Here is a 17,367-nt window from a genome sequence, read left to right as displayed (position 1 = left end):
TCAGTGAGGGCTACGCGCAGTTGGTGCGCGTTGAGCCAGGCATTATTAAGACAACTGAGAGAACAGCGTCAAATTCGGTCAGTGGCTGAAATCGCTGCAGTATCTTGCTGGCGGAAATACGCACGTGCATTGCTGACATCGCGCGTGATCGCGGCAGTCAGGGTCGGCAAATCGACGTATTTTTCTTCGTCGCGCAATTTTTGCAAAAATTCGACCTGTATCAGTTTGCCGTAGCAATCACCGGTGAAATCGAGAATATAGCTCTCTAGCAGCACCCGCCCGCTGTCGTCCACGGTAGGGCGGACGCCGATGCTGGCCACCGCCGGCAGCGGCTGTTCGGCCAGGCCATGTACTTTAACGGTAAAAATGCCGGACAAGGCCGGTAGTTTATGGCTGACACGCAGGTTCAAGGTCGGGAAGCCGATGGTGCGGCCGAGTTTCTTGCCATGCACCACGTGTCCAGAGATCGAATAAGGATGGCCCAGCAGCGCTCGCGCATGGCTGAAATCACCGGCCGCCAGCGCCGTGCGCACCGCCGACGAGGATACCCGCGCGCCTTCGTTCATCACGGTCGGCAAGGTTTCGACATGGAAGCCGTATTTCTTGCCGGCTTCGATCAGGGTGGCGATATTGCCGGCGCGGCGGGCGCCGAAGCAGAAATCTTCGCCCACCATCAGCCACTTCACGTGCAAGCCTTCAACCAGCACTTTTTCAACAAAGTCCTGGGGCGACATGGCTGCAAAGCTGGCGTTGAAATGTTCGACAATCACGCGATCTATGCCAGCCTGCGACAGCGATTGCAGCTTGTCGCGCAGGTTGGCGACGCGTGTCGGCATATTGCCCGGCTGGCCGGTACGTTGCGCAAAAAATTCGCGCGGGTGCGGCTCGAACGTCATCACCGCAGCATCCAGCCCCAGTTCGGTGGCGGCTTTGCGGACGTGCGCGAGCAATACCTGATGGCCGCGATGTACGCCATCAAAGTTGCCGATAGTTAGCGCGCAAGGGGCGCGCGATTCGGCATTGGGAAGTCCGCGAAATACCTTCATTGAAGTGACCGGAATATTTATTGCAAAAACCTTGGATTATAAATGCTTTCGACGTTTTCCCCCTGCCAAGAAGTCGAACTGCACCGGATTGAATGATTTTTAATTGATAAAACGGCTATTTTATTGAATTATGGATACTAATAGTGATGCAGCGAAGATTGTGAACGCCAAAAAAAATCGCCCCTGAGGGCGATTTTTGTCGAACGGTTAGCGTTGGTCAATAAGCGTTAGCCAACTCAGGCCTGCTTGTTGCCGCCCAACAGACCGCCCAGCAACCCGCCCAAGTCCAGGCCGCCAGGAGCCGCGGTTGCTTCGCCATGTGGGGTCAGCTTGTCCACCAGGCCAGGCAAGATTTCCGACAGGTGGCCGGCAGCTTCAGTTGGTGAAATACCTGCTGCTTGTGCCAATTCCTGCAACTGGCCGCTGCCCAGCGCCTGTTGCACCTGATCCGGTGAAATCGCCTGGTTCTGGCCATTGCTGATCCACGATTGGGCAACCTGGCCCAGGCCGGCGCCTTCAAATGCGCTGAGCAAGCCGCCCAAGCCGCCCGCTGCGCCACCGGCAGCGCCGCCTTGTTTGGTCAGCATGCCGATTGCAGCCTGGATCAACATGGCTTTCGGATCGTTCGCTTGCTGTTGGCCGCCACCGATTGCGCCAAGTACCGAATCCAGCAGTCCCATAATATTCTCCTGAGTAAAAAACGTCAGCCATCAAGGCAGGTTGTTACTTTGCAAATAAAGACAAAGTATTGAGAAAATTAATATTACAACGCGGCAAGAACTTTGAGTAGTTGTATAACTGAAAACGATTGTGTCTTGAGAACGTTTCTTAAGTCCACTAACCATTTTAGCCAGGGTTTTTATTTTTGCTTAGAACAAATTGTAGAAACGATAGAGGCAGATTACGCTGGTTATATTTCGCCTTTGTTACATGTTACTTTCTCGTCACATTTCACCCCATATCGCGTTGATTGCCGCCAGCGCTGCCAGGCCGGCGGTTTCAGTCCGCAGGATCCGTGGTCCCATCGACAACATCAGCGCGCCCTGGCTGCAAGCCAGGTTCTCTTCCGCTTCCGTGAAACCGCCTTCCGGGCCGATCAGCAACGCCAGCGCTTGCGGCGGTTGATGACGCGCCCAGTCCGACAGCGACTGCTCGCCGCGCGGCGACAGCAGGATGCGTTTATGCAGATCCTGCTGCTGGACCCAGTCGGTAAAGGGGCTGAGCGTAGACAGTGTGGGCATGCGATTGCGCCCGCTTTGTTCGGCGGCGGCGACGATCACGGCCTGCCAATGGCTTTGCTTTTTCTCGGCGCGCTCGCTATTGAGGCGCACCACGCAGCGCTGCGCCGCCAGTGGCTGGATCGCTGCGACGCCAAGCTCCACAGCTTTTTCGATGATCCAGTCCAGCTTCGACGACTCCGGCAAAGCCTGGGCCAGCGTGATGGCGTAGGGCAGTTCAACCTCGCGCGGCGAAAAGGTCTTGATCTCGGCGCTGACGCGTTTTTTTTCTATGCTGCTGATGGTGGCGGTGTATTCGCCGCCGGTGCCGTTGAACAAGGTAATGGGCGCAGCCAGCCCAAGGCGCAGCACCAGCAAGTGATGGGCGACTGCTTCCGGCAAGACCAGCAACTGGCCGATTTCGAGCGGGGTAGAAACGTAGAAACGAGGCATTGAGTTGATAATTCTCTACTTAATTTAATCAGGAGTCAGGCATTAATATTATATGGCGCGACAGCATTTTACTGTCCCTCATATGAGGGATGCGCGGATTTGAACCGGGATCGGCCGCATTTTGGTAAAATATCGGCCTTTGTGGGCTGTTCCGACGCTGCGCGCCCACCAACCAATTTTCAATCGTTGCCTACCTGCTCACACCATGACTTCCACTCTCCCGACTACCAAGATGGCCAATGCAATCCGTGCGCTGGCAATGGACGCTGTACAAAAAGCCAACTCCGGCCATCCCGGCATGCCAATGGGCATGGCGGAAATCGCAGTCGCATTGTGGGCAAAGCACTACCGTCACAACCCGGCTAATCCGCATTGGGCCAATCGTGACCGGTTTGTGTTGTCAAATGGTCATGGATCGATGTTGCAATACGCGTTGCTGCACCTGACTGGCTACGATTTGTCGATGGACGAGATCCGCAATTTCCGTCAAATGCATTCGAAGACTCCGGGCCACCCTGAAGTCGATGTCACGCCAGGGATTGAAACCACCACCGGCCCGCTCGGCCAGGGTTTGACCAATGCAGTCGGCATGGCGCTGGCGGAAAAACTGCTGGCTGCAGAATTCAACCGCGCCAGTTTCCCTGTGGTGGATCATCACACTTACACTTTCGTCGGCGACGGCTGCCTGATGGAAGGCATTTCGCACGAAGCATGCTCGCTGGCCGGCACACTGCGTTTGTCGAAGCTGGTCGTGCTCTACGATGATAACGGTATCTCGATCGACGGCCATGTCGAAGGCTGGTTCAAGGACGATACCCCGAAGCGTTTCGAAGCCTACGGCTGGAACGTGATCCGCGCCGTCGACGGCCACAGTGTGGAAGCCGTCAACGCCGCCATCCATCAAGCCAAATTGTCCGACAAGCCAACCCTGATCTGCTGCAAGACAGTCATCGGCAAAGGTTCGCCAAACCTGGCCGGCACCGACAAGGTGCACGGCGCGGCATTGGGCGACAAGGAAATTGCTGCTGTGCGCGAAGCCTTGGGCTGGAATTACCCGCCGTTTGAAATCCCTGCCGACGTTTATGATGCATGGGATGCCAAACTGCAGGGCAAGCGATTCGAAGGCGACTGGAATGCGTTGTTCGCCGCTTACGCTGCCGAGTATCCGCAACTGGCCAACGAATTCACACGCCGCATGAAAGGCGAACTGCCAGGCAATTTCGAAAAGACCGTGAGCGACTACATCGCCACTTGCGTCGAAAAGAAAGAAACCATCGCCACCCGTAAAGCCAGCCAGAACGCGATCCAGGCACTGGCGCAAGTGCTGCCGGAATTCCTCGGTGGTTCGGCCGACCTGACCGGTTCTAACCTGACCAACTGGAAAGAATCCGTAGCGGTACGTGCCGATCAGCCGGGCAATCACATCAATTACGGCGTGCGCGAATTCGGCATGAGCGCGATGCTGAACGGTATCGCCCTGCATGGCGGCTACATCCCGTTTGGCGCGACTTTCCTGACGTTCTCCGATTACAGCCGCAATGCCTTGCGCATGGCAGCGCTGATGAAGATTCGTTCGATCTTCGTCTTCACCCATGACTCCATCGGCCTGGGCGAAGACGGCCCGACTCACCAGTCGGTGGAACATGTCTCGAGCCTGCGTTTGATTCCGCAACTGGATAACTGGCGTCCATGCGACACGGTTGAATCGGCAGTGGCATGGCAACAGGCCGTGCAGCGCAAGAACGGCCCGAGCACATTGATTTTTTCGCGCCAGAATTTGCAATACCAAGAGCGTGACGCAGCGCAAATCGCCGCCATCCAGCGTGGCGCCTATATCTTGAAAGATGCGGCCGACGCCAAGGCAATCCTGATCGCTACCGGTTCTGAAGTGGAACTGGCGATGCAGGCTGCGGCAGCGCTGGCGCAAGAAGGCATTGCAGTGCGCGTGATATCGATGCCTTGCGCCGATGTGTTCGACCGCCAGGAAGCTTCCTACAAAGCCAGCGTGCTGCAACGCGGTTTGCCGCGCGTGGCGATCGAAGCCGGTGTGACGGCGTTCTGGCACAAGTATGTCGGCCTGGAAGGTGCTGTGGTTGGTATCGATACTTTCGGCGAATCGGCTCCGGCTCCTGTGCTGTTCAAACATTTCGGCTTCACTGTTGAAAACGTCGTGGCCAAGACCAAACTGGTACTGGCATGAATCTGAGAGCTGCCAGAGCTATCGGCAAGATGGACATCACCAACATCGTCGGTGATGTCGTCATCCGCCGCGCCACCATCGCCGATGCAGGGGTGATCGCGGCGGTGCGTATCGATAGCTGGCGCACCACTTACCGCGGCATCATTCCGGACGACTATCTGGATGGCATGAAGATAGAAGACAGCGCTGCCATCTGGAGCCGCATCCTGTCGGCGACCTCGAATGCCGCCAATGTCTTCGTGGCCGAGGTCGATGGCGAGGTGCTGGGTTTTGCGGCCGGCATGACGCTCAAGGAAGCCAAGCTCGGCTTCGATTCCGAACTGACGGCGATCTATCTGGAGCCGTCGGTGCAGCGCGCGGGCATCGGCCGTAAGCTGGTGGCGCACGTGGCCGCCGCCTTGGCCAGCGCCGGCGCCAACAACATGCTGGTATGGGTGCTGGCGGACAATCGCCCGGCGCGGCAGTTTTACGAGATGCTGGGCGCCGAGCTGCTGGCCGAGCAACCTTTCAGCTGGGATGGACTCGAATTGCAGGAGGCTGGCTACGGCTGGCGTACTATCAGGGTCAATTGAACCGTTAGTGATGAAGTTGCAACATATTTATTTGTTAATACCTTAGGAGAAAACCATGACTATCCGCGTCGCCATCAATGGCTATGGCCGTATCGGCCGCAACATCCTTCGCGCCCATTATGAAGGCGGCAAAAAGCATGACATCGAGATCGTTGCCATCAACGACCTCGGCGATCCAAAAACCAATGCGCACCTGACTCAGTACGATACTGCCCACGGCAAGTTTCCTGGCACTGTGACAGTCGACGGCGATTTCATCGTAGTCAATGGCGATCGCATCAAGGTATTGGCGCAACGCAATCCGGCCGAACTGCCATGGGGCGAACTGGGCGTTGACGTCGTGCTGGAATGCACCGGCTTCTTCACCACCAAGGAAAAAGCCAGCGCCCACATCAAAGGCGGCGCCAAGAAAGTCATCATCTCCGCACCAGGCGGCAAGGATGTCGACGCGACTGTCGTTTTCGGCGTCAACCACGGCGTGCTGAAAGCCAGCGACACTGTGATTTCCAATGCTTCTTGCACCACCAACTGCCTGGCGCCGCTGGTCAAGCCGTTGAACGACAAGATCGGCGTGTTGAACGGCCTGATGACTACCATCCACTCCTACACCAACGACCAGGTGCTGACCGACGTTTATCACGAAGATCTGCGCCGCGCCCGTTCCGCCACCATGAGCATGATCCCGGCCAAGACCGGCGCTGCTGCCGCGGTTGGCCTGGTGTTGCCTGAGTTGAACGGCAAGCTGGACGGTTTCGCGATTCGCGTTCCTACCATCAACGTCTCGCTGGTCGACCTGTCGTTCGTTGCTGCACGCGACACCACTGTCGACGAAGTCAACGCGATCATGAAAGATGCTTCGGAAAACGGCGCATTGAAGGGCTTGCTGACGTATAACGTAGAGCCGCTGGTTTCGGTCGATTTCAACCACAATCCTGCTTCCTCGAACTTTGACGCCACCCTGACCAAGGTTTCCGGTCGTCTGGTGAAAGTATCGAGCTGGTACGACAATGAGTGGGGTTTCTCGAACCGCATGCTGGACACCACGATTGCACTGATGAGCGCCAAGTAATAGCTTGACCTTGCTTGCATGACAAAACGCCCCGTTGATCGGGGCGTTTTGCATTGCGAGGCGCAATGCGTCTACCCGGCGTGACCTAAGGTATAGTGACCTATGTTGCGAATAACTTAACTTGGTCCAGGAGTCGGCATGACAATCACCACCGATAGCCAAGGCGATTTCGAAACGATCGCGCGTTCAATGACACCTTCCGATCTGGAAGTCATGAGAGCCTTGCTGGAGTCAGAGAGAATACCTGCGTTCGTCCTCGATGGCGGTATCACTCAGATGTACTCCCTGATTGCGGTGGCCACCGGCGGGGCGCGCTTGCAAGTTGCGTCCGAGCACGTAGCGGCCGCCAGGCAGATCCTGACGGCTTTCGAGACCGGTCAACTGACGCTGGACGATGAAGTCATCGGCGAAGTGCGCGAAGCGGCGCCGGATAAGCGCAGAGGCCGTGCTCTTGCTACCATGGTCATGAAATTTCTGGGTATCGTTTGAATCCCTCTCTGTCGTGTGCCTACCTTACGCGGCTGTAAAAATATCGGCCCACAATTGTTTCACCACCGAGATTTCGGCAGCAATACGAGGCGCCACCACGCGCGCCCGTTCTTCTCCCTGCAAGCGGCCTTGATGCTGCAATTTACGGAAAGTCCGATACGCGTCGGCCACTGCATTGGCCAATCCTGCATCAATCAAGCCGAGTTCGCCGCATAGCTTCAACAAGGCGATATTGCCGATGTCCGCGGTCAGTTGCGGATAAGCGGCGGCATGGCGCAAGATCAGGAATTGCACCAGGAATTCGATGTCGATCATGCCGCCGGCGTCGTGCTTGAGATCGAAACGATCGCTGCGGTTCGGATGAGCGTCGCGCATTTTCTGGCGCATATCCAGCACTTCGCTTTGCAGCAGTTTGGCATCGCGTGTCTGGCGTAACACTTCCACGCGCAGGCTTTCGAAGCGCTCACCGATCGCTGCATCGCCGGCGCAGAAACGAGCCCGGGTCAGGGCCTGGTGTTCCCACAGCCAGGCCGACTGGCGCTGGTATTTTTCAAATTTGCGAAACGAAGACACCAGCAATCCGCTAGCGCCGTCGGGGCGCAACGCAATATCGATATCGAACAGGATGCCGGCCGGCGTATGGCTGGTCATCCAGGTAATGAAACGCTGCGCCAGCTTCGCATAGAGCGCGGGGCCGTCCTGGTCTTCATCGTCGTAGAGGAACACTACGTCCAGGTCAGAGACATAGCCAAGTTCCTTGCCGCCCAGTTTGCCGTAGGCGATGACGGTGAATAGCGGCTTCTCGCGATGGCGGCCCGGCATCATGTTCCAGATGGCTTGCACGGTGGCGGCCACCAGGATGTCGGCCAGGATCGATAGGTGATCTGCCAGCGCCTCGACGCTGAGCATGCCTTCCAGATCCTGTGCCAGCAGGCGGAACTGCTGGGCATGGTGCATTTCGCGCAGGATATCCATTTGCCGCTCGGTGTCGCCAGGAGCAGTCTCGAGCTGACGCCGGCATTCCTGGGCAAATACCGGCCAGTCCGGCGCCGCGTTCAGGCTGCGAGGATCGAGCAGTTCATCCAGCAGGATAGGGTGTTGGGTCAGGTATTTTGCGGCCCAGTCGCTGGCGCTGATCATGCGGATCACGCGGTGCAGGGTGGCGGGATATTCAGTCAGCAGCGCCAGATAGGCGGCGCGGCGCGCAATCGCTTCCAGGAAATCCAGCAGGCGGCTAAGGGTAGGCAGATGGCGCTCGGGTTCGGGGATCGCTGCCACTACCGGCAACGCTGCGTTGACCAGGGCCAGCAGGCGCGTGCGGCTGGCTACCGGCAGGTTCTGCACACGCGTCGATTGCCAGGTCGTGACCAGCCGCTGCGCCGCCGCCGATGCGTCGGAGAATCCACAATGGGTCAATACCAGGGCAATCGTTTCGCGGCTATCGGTTTCGCTCAAGGTATGCAGCACATTTTCGCTGTCGTCCCAGTCCTTCTGGCTGGCGCGGCCCTGCTGTTTGTCCTTGAGCTTGTCCTTGAATATATCGCCGAACTGGGTGTCGACCAGGGTTCGGTGCTGCTCGAGCACCGGCATCAACGACGCCACATCGGCAAAACCCATGGCCTGGGCGATGATCTGGCAATCCGCCGCATTGGTGGGGAAGGTGTGGGTTTGCGCATCGTCCAGGTATTGCAGCCGGTGTTCCAGGTTGCGCAAGAAATCGTAGGCGGCCAGCAATTTATCGACGACCTCGGCATCCAGCAGGTTTTTGGCGGCCAGGGTGCGCAGCGTGGCGCGGGTGGAGCGGTCGCGCAAATCGCCATCGCGGCCACCGCGGATGAGCTGGAACACCTGTGCCAGGAACTCGATTTCGCGAATCCCGCCGCGCCCCAGCTTGACGTTGTTGCTGCGTTCCGGATGCAATGCTTCCAGGCGCTGTACTTCCGTGCGGATTTGCGCGTGCATGGAGCGCATGGCGTCGATCGAACCGTAATCCAGGTAGCGCCGGAACACGAACGGGCGGCTGATGTTCTCCAGGGTGGCGATATCTTCCGGCCGGCCGGTCAGCGCGCGGGCCTTGCACCAGGCATAGCGCTCCCATTCCCGGCCCTGGGTCACCAGATAAGCCTCAACCATATTGAAGCTGGCGACCAGCGGTCCCGAGGCGCCATTCGGCCGCAACGCCATGTCGACCCGGAAAGTGAAACCGTCTTCAGTAATTTCAGACAGCGCGCCGATCAGTTTTTTGCCTAGCCGGGTAAAAAACTCGTGATTCGATAGCGAGCGTTGTTCAGGGTTGATGGTCTGGGTGTCGCCATCTTCCGCATAGGTGAAAATCAGGTCGATATCGGACGAAACATTGAGTTCGCAGCCGCCCAGCTTGCCCATGCCCAACACGATCAATTCCTGTGGCTGGCCCGATTCTTCGCCGACCGGGGCGCCATGCAACGCCACCATGTCAGCAGTCAACGCCGCCAGGTGGGTTTGCACCGCAAATTCGGCAAATGTGGTGACTGCACTTACTACTTCCTCCAGATCGGCCACGCCGCGCAAATCACGTTCGATCAAAGTGCATACCAGCAGGTTGCGCAGGCGGCGCATGGCGCGCGGCAACGGCATGCCGGCATCTGTTTCTCTTTGTAACAGTTGATTAAGCAGCATCGGGCTGACGGTTAATCTTGTTACCGGCTTGGCCAATTCAGCGATCTGTCCGGCGCGTCCGGCTTCGGCATTGACCCAGCGTGAAAAAAAACGAGAGGCGGCGTTGCTGCTTAATAGGGATGGAGTCACGGGGATGGAATCGCAGATTAAAAGGGTAGGCGGCGTGGGTAGACGGTGCAAAATTCAAAAAAATAGGGCGGAGCTCAATTTGCTGATTTATTGGCTGCTCAATTGATTAATTTACTGGTTATTTTCGACCTTTTTGTTTTTTTAACTGTGTCTACGCTGATCCATGCGAACATATAGGCTGGCAGCTTGTCGAACATCAATAACTTGCCAATCTGGAATCGATCAGATGCAGCCGATTTATTTTACTTCCTATCCCTGGTCAGTTGGGGGACAGTGTGCAGAGTAACTCGCCGCAAGTTTCCTGGCGGCTCTGTTAACTCAGCCTTACCCTGTCTTACCATGATTAATTTTACCCATTCTGATTGATGTTGGAAGAACAAGCAAAAATTCCGCCGCCGGCTAGCAAGCTTGCCATCTGCTGGCGCGCCGGAATTGCCACCTATAAACACATTAACCTGGTTACCCACCATCTGCTGGGTGCCTTGTTGACGTTGTTGGTCGTGGCGTATTTCGTGTTTTGCGGACTGTTCCTGGGTTTGCGTTATGTAGTGTTGCCGAATGTCGGCTACTACAAGGCGGAAGTCGAGCATATCGTCAGTAAAACGGTGGGCAATCCGATTACGATAGGCGCGATCCAGGCATCCTGGCATGGTTTGCAGCCGCGCCTGGTGTTGGACAACGTCGTGGTTCACGATAAAGAGGGCCAGTCTGCGCTGACCTTGCCGCAGGTAGCGGCCACCATTTCCTGGCGTTCCGCGCTGGTGGGCGGGGTCCGGCTAGCGTCACTGGAAATCAATAAACCCGATCTACAGGTCGAGCGCGATGCCCAGGGCAACCTGTTCGTCGCCGGCATTCTGGTCAACTCAAAACAGGAAAACGATGGTGCCGGCGCCGAATGGCTGCTGGCCCAGCGCAAGATCGTGATTCGCGACGGCCAGGTGCGCTGGCGCGACGATCTGCGCAAGGCGCCGGAACTGATCCTGACCAATATCGACCTGGTGCTGCAAAACCGCTGGCGCCGCCATCAGTTGTCGGCGCGGGCGACACCGCCGGCTTCTTTTGCAGCGCCGCTGGATCTGCGGGCGAATTTCGTCCATCCGGTATTTGCCGAAAAGACTGCCGACTTCAAGCGCTGGACCGGCACCTTCTACGCCAATCTGCACGATGCCGATCTGACCGCATGGAAGCCTTACTTCAACTATCCCTTTGAGATCAGTCAAGGCAAGGGCGCGGTACAAGCCTGGCTTGACCTGGATCACGCCAAGGTAAGTAACTTTACCGCCGATCTTGAACTGAACGACCTGGCCATGCAGCTGCGGCCAGACCTGCAGCCGTTGGCTTTGGCTAATGTAAGCGGACGCGTTTCCGCGCATGAGGATTTGGGGTCGGCGCCGCAAGACGGCACGCCGACTTTCGGCGCCAACGGCCATGCGGTAACGCTTACCGATTTCTCATTAAAAACCGCGGATGGCCTGAGTTTGCCGCGCACCACCATCAGCGAATCTTATCTGCCCGCACAGGGCAAACAGGCAGAGAAGTACAGCTTGCAGGCCAAGCAGCTGGATTTGCAAACCATAGCGAGTTTTGCCCAGCGCCTGCCCCTGAGTGCCGCGCAGATCAAGATGATCGACGATTTCGCGCCGCGCGGCCAGCTGCGCGATTTTTCCGCCCAATGGCAGGGCGCTTATCCGGCGATTGCGGCATACAGCGCAAAAGGCAGTTTTGAGGGATTGACCATCAATCCCCAGGCGCCGCGTGCAGCCCAGCCGAAGACGGCCAGCCAGCCGGCGCAAGCCGCGGTACCGGGAATTCCCGGGGTCGACAATCTGACCGGCAGCATCAATGCCAACCAGGACGGCGGCAGCCTGAACCTGAAGTCGGAAAATGCGCGGCTGGATTTGCCAGGCTTTTTCGCGGTGCCGTTGCAGCCTTTCGAAAAACTCGATATGCGGGCGCACTGGGATTTCCAGCAAAAGAATGTGCTGTTGCAAATCGATAGCATGAATTTTGTCCAGGACGGTTTGACTGGATCACTGTCTGGCAGCCACCTGTTACCTATGCAAGACCGGCATGGCGTGGCGCTGGGCGTGATCGACATGACCGGTAGCATCAGTGAATTCGACGTGAAGAAAATCGGCAACTATCTGCCGTTGCATACCCCTGAACATTTGCGCAACTGGCTGGTCGGCGGGCTCAAGGACGGCAAGGCGAAAGATGTCGCGATCCGGCTCAAGGGCGATCTCGCCGATTTCCCGTTCCGTACCGATCCAACCAATCCCAAAGCCAACCCCAAAAACCAAGGTGAGTTCAGCATCGCCGGAAAAATAGAAAACGGCACGCTGGAGTACGATCCCGGTCATTTCGGCCAGGATGGCAAACAGCCCTTGTGGCCGTTACTGGAAAAAATAGACGGCACCATCACGTTGGACCGCACGCATTTGCAGATCAAGGCCGCCACCGCGCAAACCTCGGGGGTGACGGTGAGCGACGTGACGGCGACGATCCCTGATCTGTCGTCGCATGACGAGATGCTGCTGATCGATGGCAGCGCTGCCGGCGCTTTGCAGGATTTTGTGCAATTCACCCAGAATAGTCCGGTGTTGCATTGGATCGGCGGGTTCACCAGCGAATCGCAAGCCAAGGGCAATGCCAGGTTGCAATTGAACCTGCAATTGCCGCTGGCTCATGTCGTCGACAGCAAGGTCACCGGAGTATTGCAGTTCCAGAACAATGACGTGATCCTGCAAAAAATCATCCCGCCTATCGCCAATGCCAGCGGCCAGCTTGAGTTCAATGAAAAAGGCTTCAACCTGAACGGCATCAAAGGCAATATGCTGGGCGGACCGGCGCAGGTCAGCGGCGGCACCCAAGCCGATCACCAGACCCTGGTCAAAGTGGAAGGCAGCGCCGCTATTGACGGCTTGCGCGCCATGTATCCCACCGCGGCGATGCAAAAACTGCTGTCGCATGCCAGTGGCAGCAGCCGTTACACCGCCAACATCGCGATCCGCGATCATCATACCGAACTGGTGGTTGAGTCCAGCCTGCAAGGCATGGGACTGGATTTTCCAGAACCGTTGCGCAAGAGCGCCAGCGAAGCCATGCCGCTCAAATTCGAATGGCTGGGTGCGGCTTCCGACGATGCGGCAATGTTGCGTGATGAACTCAGGCTGACGTTGGGATCGGCCATCGTCGCCCGGTATCAACGGCAGAAACCTCTCAACAGCCCCAATAAGACGGTCGACTGGAAAATACTGCGCGGCGGCATCGGTATCAATGCCCCTGCGCCTGAGCCGGATAACGGAGTGGCGGTCAATCTGAATGCCAAGTCCTTGAATATCGATGCCTGGAACAGCCTGACAGGCGCCATGAACGACGAAGCCGCTGCCAAAGCCGGAGAGGAAACAGCTCTGTCCGGCCTGGCGCAGTACGCAGAACCGAATCTGGTTTCGGTCAGGGCCAACCAGTTGATCTTGCTCGGCAAGACGCTGGACAACGTGGTGCTGGGCGCTTCGCATCTGAAGAACGCCTGGCAAGTCAACGTCGATTCCAAGCAAGCTTCGGGCTACGTCACCTGGAACGCATCGCCGTCCGGACGCGGCCTAGGCAAGGTCACTGCGCGTCTGTCGTCGCTGATCATTCCGCAGGGCGGCGAGTCGGACGTTGGCGAGGTGCTGGAGGGAAAAGGAAGCTCGACCCAGATCCCGGGGCTGGATATTATCGCCGAGGATTTCCAGTTGCTCGGCAAGAAGCTGGGACGCCTCGAGTTGAACGCCAACAATGTGCGCGCCAATGTCGGGAATGAATGGCGTATTCATAAATTATCGATCAAGAATCCCGATGCAGAGTTGACGGCAGACGGCAAATGGACCACCGTCAACGGCGACAACACCACCAGCCTGACCTATGCCATGGACATCATCGACGCCGGCAAGCTGCTGGACCGCTTCGGTTTTGCGCATGTGCTGCGTGCGACCAAAGGACGCATGGACGGCGAGGTCAGCTGGAAGGGTTTGCCGTTCACCATGGATATTCCATCCTTATCCGGCCAGGTCAATCTGGATATGGCGTCAGGCCAGTTTCTGAAGGTTGATCCGGGCGCCGCCAAGCTGCTCGGGGTGTTGAGTTTGCAATCCTTGCCGCGCCGCCTGACCCTGGATTTTCGCGATATTTTTTCTGAAGGCTTCGCCTTCGATAGCGTGGTCGGCACTGCCACGATCTTGCAGGGCAAGGCGCACACCGATAATTTCAAGATGCGCGGCGTGAGCGCTACGGTATTGATGGACGGGGTTGCCGATATTGCGCATGAAACCCAGAACTTGCATGTGGCGGTGCTGCCGGAAATTAATGCAGGCACAGCCTCGGTGGCGCTGCTGGCGATCAATCCGGTGATCGGCATCGGCACTTTCCTGGCGCAACTGTTCCTGCGCGATCCGCTGATGCGCGCCTTCACCTTTGAATATAATATTAGCGGCGGCTGGACTGATCCGGTGGTCACCAAGCTGGATCACAAGACTGAAGCACCGGCAGCGAATACACCTGATCTGTCTTCCGGCCGCTGATTCAACTTTCAGTCAACTCACTGTCAACTTATTGCATCTCATCTGTCCAGCGCAGGAGTTCAGCACCATGAGTCAAGCATCGCAAGATCATTCAGCCAGTTTCAAAGTCGCCGCGATCCAGATGGTGTCGACGCCGGTGCTGGAAGAAAACTTCAATACGGCGCGGCGCCTGGTGGCCGATGCCGCCGGGCAGGGCGCGCAACTGGTGTTGTTGCCCGAATACTGGCCGATCATGGGCATGCATGAAGCCGACAAGCTGACCTGCGCCGAAGCCCTTGATCGAGGCCCGATCCAGGCCCTCATGGCGCAACTGGCAAGAGAGCACGCGATCTGGCTGATCGGTGGCACCTTGCCGATGATCGCCGACGAGGCTGGCAAGGTGCTCAACACCACGCTGGTCTACGGCCCCGACGGCCAGCGCGTCAGCCGTTACGACAAGATCCACCTGTTCAGCTTTAGTCAAGGCGAGGAATCCTACGACGAGGCACGCACCATCGTTTACGGCAAGGAAGTGGGCAGTTTCGAGGCGCCGTTCGGCAAAGTGGGCTTGTCGGTCTGTTACGACCTGCGTTTTCCCGAGTTGTACCGGGCGCTGGGCGATTGCAGCCTGATTGTGGTGCCGGCCGCTTTTACCTACACCACCGGTAAAGCTCACTGGGAAACCCTGCTGCGCGCGCGCGCCATCGAAAACCAGTGCTATGTGTTGGCGGCGGCGCAGGGCGGCAAGCATCCCAATGGCCGCCGTACATGGGGCCACAGCATGCTGATCGATCCTTGGGGTGAAATTAAATCAGTGCTGACGGAAGGCGAGGGCCTTGTCAGCGGCACTATCGACCCCCATTTCCTTAAAGGAGTGCGGGCCAGTTTGCCTGCATTGCTGCACCGTAAGTTATAAGAATTATTGGCAAATTATTGGTGAATTATTGGCAATACGAATTTACTTTTAGATATTACTATTTTCGCCGCTGCGGCCAGCTCAGCCCGGGATGCTCTACAATCCCACCTAACATCACAGTAAAACCGGAATACCAATGAAACCATTTGAACCAAACCTGAGCACTTTAGCCGTTGCGCGCGATATTCTGTTGACTCCGTTCGGCCTCGACGAATCGAGCCTGCTGAAAGCGCTGGGGACCATGTTCACGCACAAGGTCGATTATGCCGACCTGTACTTCCAGTTCACCAAGAGCGAAGGTTGGAGCCTGGAAGAAGGTATCGTCAAGACCGGCAGTTTCTCCATCGACCAGGGCGTAGGCGTGCGCGCCATTTCCGGCGACAAGACTGCCTTTTCGTATTCCGATGAAATCTCCGAGCGCGCCTTGCACGATGCCGCGGTAGCAACCCGCACCATCGCCCGCCAAGGCGCCGGCAAGATCAAGATCGCCAGCGGCATGCAACAAAACGGTGGCCGCTCCCTGTATTTGCCGCACGATCCGCTGGTGTCGCTGGACGCCACCGACAAGGTCAAGCTGCTGGAACGGGTAGAGCGCATGGCGCGCGCCAAGGATCCGCGCGTGGTGCAAGTGATGGCCGGTCTGGCCGCAGAATACGATGTGGTGCTGGTGGCGCGTAGCGACGGCGTGATTGCCGCCGATATCCGGCCATTGGTACGGCTCTCGGTAACGGTCATCGTCGAACAGAACGGCCGCCGCGAAACCGGCAGCAGCGGTGGCGGTGGACGCTATAGCTACGCCTATTTCAATGACGCCATACTGGAACAGTACGCGGCCGACGCGGTTGCTTCGGCGCTGGTGAACCTGGATGCACGGCCTGCCCCGGCCGGTCCGATGACTGTGGTGCTTGGACCTGGCTGGCCAGGCATCCTGCTGCACGAAGCAATCGGCCATGGCCTGGAAGGCGATTTCAATCGCAAGGGTTCAAGCACATTTTCCGGCCGTATCGGCGAGCGGGTGGCAGCCAAAGGCGTCACCGTGGTGGATGACGGCACCATCGCCGACCGCCGCGGCTCGTTGAATATCGACGATGAAGGCAATCCAAGCCAATGCACAACGCTGATTGAAGACGGTATCCTGAAAGGTTATATCCAGGACACCATGAACGCGCGCCTGATGAAAATGCCGGTGACCGGCAATGCACGGCGCGAATCGTTCGCCCACCTGCCGATGCCGCGCATGACCAACACCTACATGCTGGCCGGCGACAAGGATCCGGCGGAGATCCTGGCTTCGGTGAAAAACGGTTTGTACGCAGTCAATTTCGGCGGCGGCCAGGTCGATATCACCAACGGCAAGTTCGTGTTCTCGGCAAGCGAAGCCTACATGATCGAAAACGGCAAGGTCACTTATCCGGTCAAGGGCGCAACCCTGATCGGCAATGGTCCGGACGTCTTGCACCGGGTCTCCATGATCGGTAACGATATGCAACTTGACCCAGGTGTCGGTGTCTGCGGCAAAGAAGGACAAAGCGTGCCGGTCGGCGTCGGCCAGCCAACCTTGCGCATCGACGGCGTGACGGTTGGCGGCACGGCCTGACGGCATGGCAGAACCGACGATGATGGAATGGCACTGGCTGCCATTCCAGGAGCTAAGTACTGTGCAATTGTATGCGGCGATGCAATTGCGGCAGCGTGTGTTCGTGCTGGAGCAAACCTGCGTATTCCAGGATGCCGACGGCGTCGATCTGTATTCCTGGCACGGCTTGGGTTATCTGCCGGATGGCGAACTGGGCGCCTACGCGCGCATCGTGCCGCCGGGTAAAGCGTTTCACCTGCCATCGATAGGGCGGGTGGTGACCGCGCCTGAATTGCGCGGCAAGGGCGCCGGCAATGAACTGGTGCAGCAAGCGATGGCGCAAACCGCCAAGCTATTTCCGGGGCATGACATCAAGATTGGTGCGCAGGCACATCTGCAGCGTTTTTATGGCAGCTTTGGCTTTCAGCCGGTTGGTGAGCTGTATGACGAAGATGGTATTTCCCACATCCATATGATTGCGCCGTCGTCCGCGCTGTAGTT

Annotated in this window: 12 protein-coding genes; 8 read left to right on the top strand and 4 right to left on the bottom strand. The window is 57.7% G+C overall.

Annotated features, from left to right (window positions below; all coding sequences use genetic code 11):
- Positions 1–68: 68 nt before the first annotated feature.
- The 3 genes from KHU29_RS06805 to KHU29_RS06795 form a co-directional block, all read right to left on the bottom strand.
- Positions 69–1,046: a bifunctional riboflavin kinase/FAD synthetase gene (locus tag KHU29_RS06805; protein ID WP_211452092.1), complete on the bottom strand. Its 978-nt coding sequence runs from the start codon at positions 1,044–1,046 to the stop codon at positions 69–71.
- 236 nt (positions 1,047–1,282) lie between these two features.
- Positions 1,283–1,726, bottom strand: a complete 444-nt coding sequence (locus tag KHU29_RS06800; protein ID WP_211452091.1) for a YidB family protein — start codon at positions 1,724–1,726, stop codon at positions 1,283–1,285.
- 264 nt (positions 1,727–1,990) lie between these two features.
- Positions 1,991–2,716: a 16S rRNA (uracil(1498)-N(3))-methyltransferase gene (locus tag KHU29_RS06795; protein ID WP_211452090.1), complete on the bottom strand. Its 726-nt coding sequence runs from the start codon at positions 2,714–2,716 to the stop codon at positions 1,991–1,993.
- Positions 2,717–2,921: 205 nt separating this feature from the next.
- Here KHU29_RS06795 and tkt point away from each other — a divergent pair, with 205 nt between their 5' ends.
- From tkt to KHU29_RS06775, 4 genes are all read left to right on the top strand, one after another.
- A complete protein-coding gene (gene tkt, locus KHU29_RS06790) occupies positions 2,922–4,916 on the top strand; it encodes a transketolase (RefSeq protein WP_211452089.1) in 1,995 nt (664 codons plus the stop codon).
- Complete coding sequence (locus tag KHU29_RS06785; RefSeq protein WP_211452088.1) at positions 4,913–5,488, top strand: GNAT family N-acetyltransferase; 576 nt, start codon at positions 4,913–4,915, stop codon at positions 5,486–5,488. Before tkt ends, KHU29_RS06785 begins: the two co-directional genes overlap by 4 nt.
- A gap of 55 nt (positions 5,489–5,543) precedes the next feature.
- Positions 5,544–6,557, top strand: coding sequence for a type I glyceraldehyde-3-phosphate dehydrogenase (gene gap / locus KHU29_RS06780; protein WP_092416420.1), 1,014 nt, complete (start codon positions 5,544–5,546; stop codon positions 6,555–6,557).
- Positions 6,558–6,695: 138 nt separating this feature from the next.
- On the top strand, positions 6,696–7,046 hold the full coding sequence (locus KHU29_RS06775) for a putative signal transducing protein (protein WP_211452087.1): 351 nt from the start codon (positions 6,696–6,698) through the stop codon (positions 7,044–7,046).
- Between the two features lie 24 nt (positions 7,047–7,070).
- Here the strand turns inward: KHU29_RS06775 and glnE are convergent, their stop codons facing one another.
- Entirely contained in the window at positions 7,071–9,833 is a 2,763-nt protein-coding gene (gene glnE, locus KHU29_RS06770; RefSeq protein WP_211452086.1) for a bifunctional [glutamate--ammonia ligase]-adenylyl-L-tyrosine phosphorylase/[glutamate--ammonia-ligase] adenylyltransferase, read from the bottom strand.
- Between the two features lie 365 nt (positions 9,834–10,198).
- Here glnE and KHU29_RS06765 point away from each other — a divergent pair, with 365 nt between their 5' ends.
- The 4 genes from KHU29_RS06765 to KHU29_RS06750 all read left to right on the top strand — a co-directional run bounded on the left by KHU29_RS06765 (position 10,199) and on the right by KHU29_RS06750 (position 17,365).
- Positions 10,199–14,395: a YhdP family protein gene (locus KHU29_RS06765; RefSeq protein ID WP_246541633.1), complete on the top strand. Its 4,197-nt coding sequence runs from the start codon at positions 10,199–10,201 to the stop codon at positions 14,393–14,395.
- Positions 14,396–14,462: 67 nt separating this feature from the next.
- Complete coding sequence (locus KHU29_RS06760) at positions 14,463–15,290, top strand: carbon-nitrogen hydrolase family protein (RefSeq protein ID WP_211452084.1); 828 nt, start codon at positions 14,463–14,465, stop codon at positions 15,288–15,290.
- Between the two features lie 136 nt (positions 15,291–15,426).
- A complete protein-coding gene (gene tldD, locus KHU29_RS06755; protein WP_211452083.1) occupies positions 15,427–16,887 on the top strand; it encodes a metalloprotease TldD in 1,461 nt (486 codons plus the stop codon).
- Between the two features lie 4 nt (positions 16,888–16,891).
- Complete coding sequence (locus tag KHU29_RS06750; RefSeq protein WP_246541631.1) at positions 16,892–17,365, top strand: GNAT family N-acetyltransferase; 474 nt, start codon at positions 16,892–16,894, stop codon at positions 17,363–17,365.
- Positions 17,366–17,367: the final 2 nt, after the last annotated feature.

The sequence above is a fragment of the Collimonas antrihumi genome (assembly GCF_018304965.1).
Lineage (GTDB): Bacteria > Pseudomonadota > Gammaproteobacteria > Burkholderiales > Burkholderiaceae_D > Collimonas > Collimonas antrihumi.
This window is presented reverse-complemented; position numbering and strand designations above follow the sequence as displayed.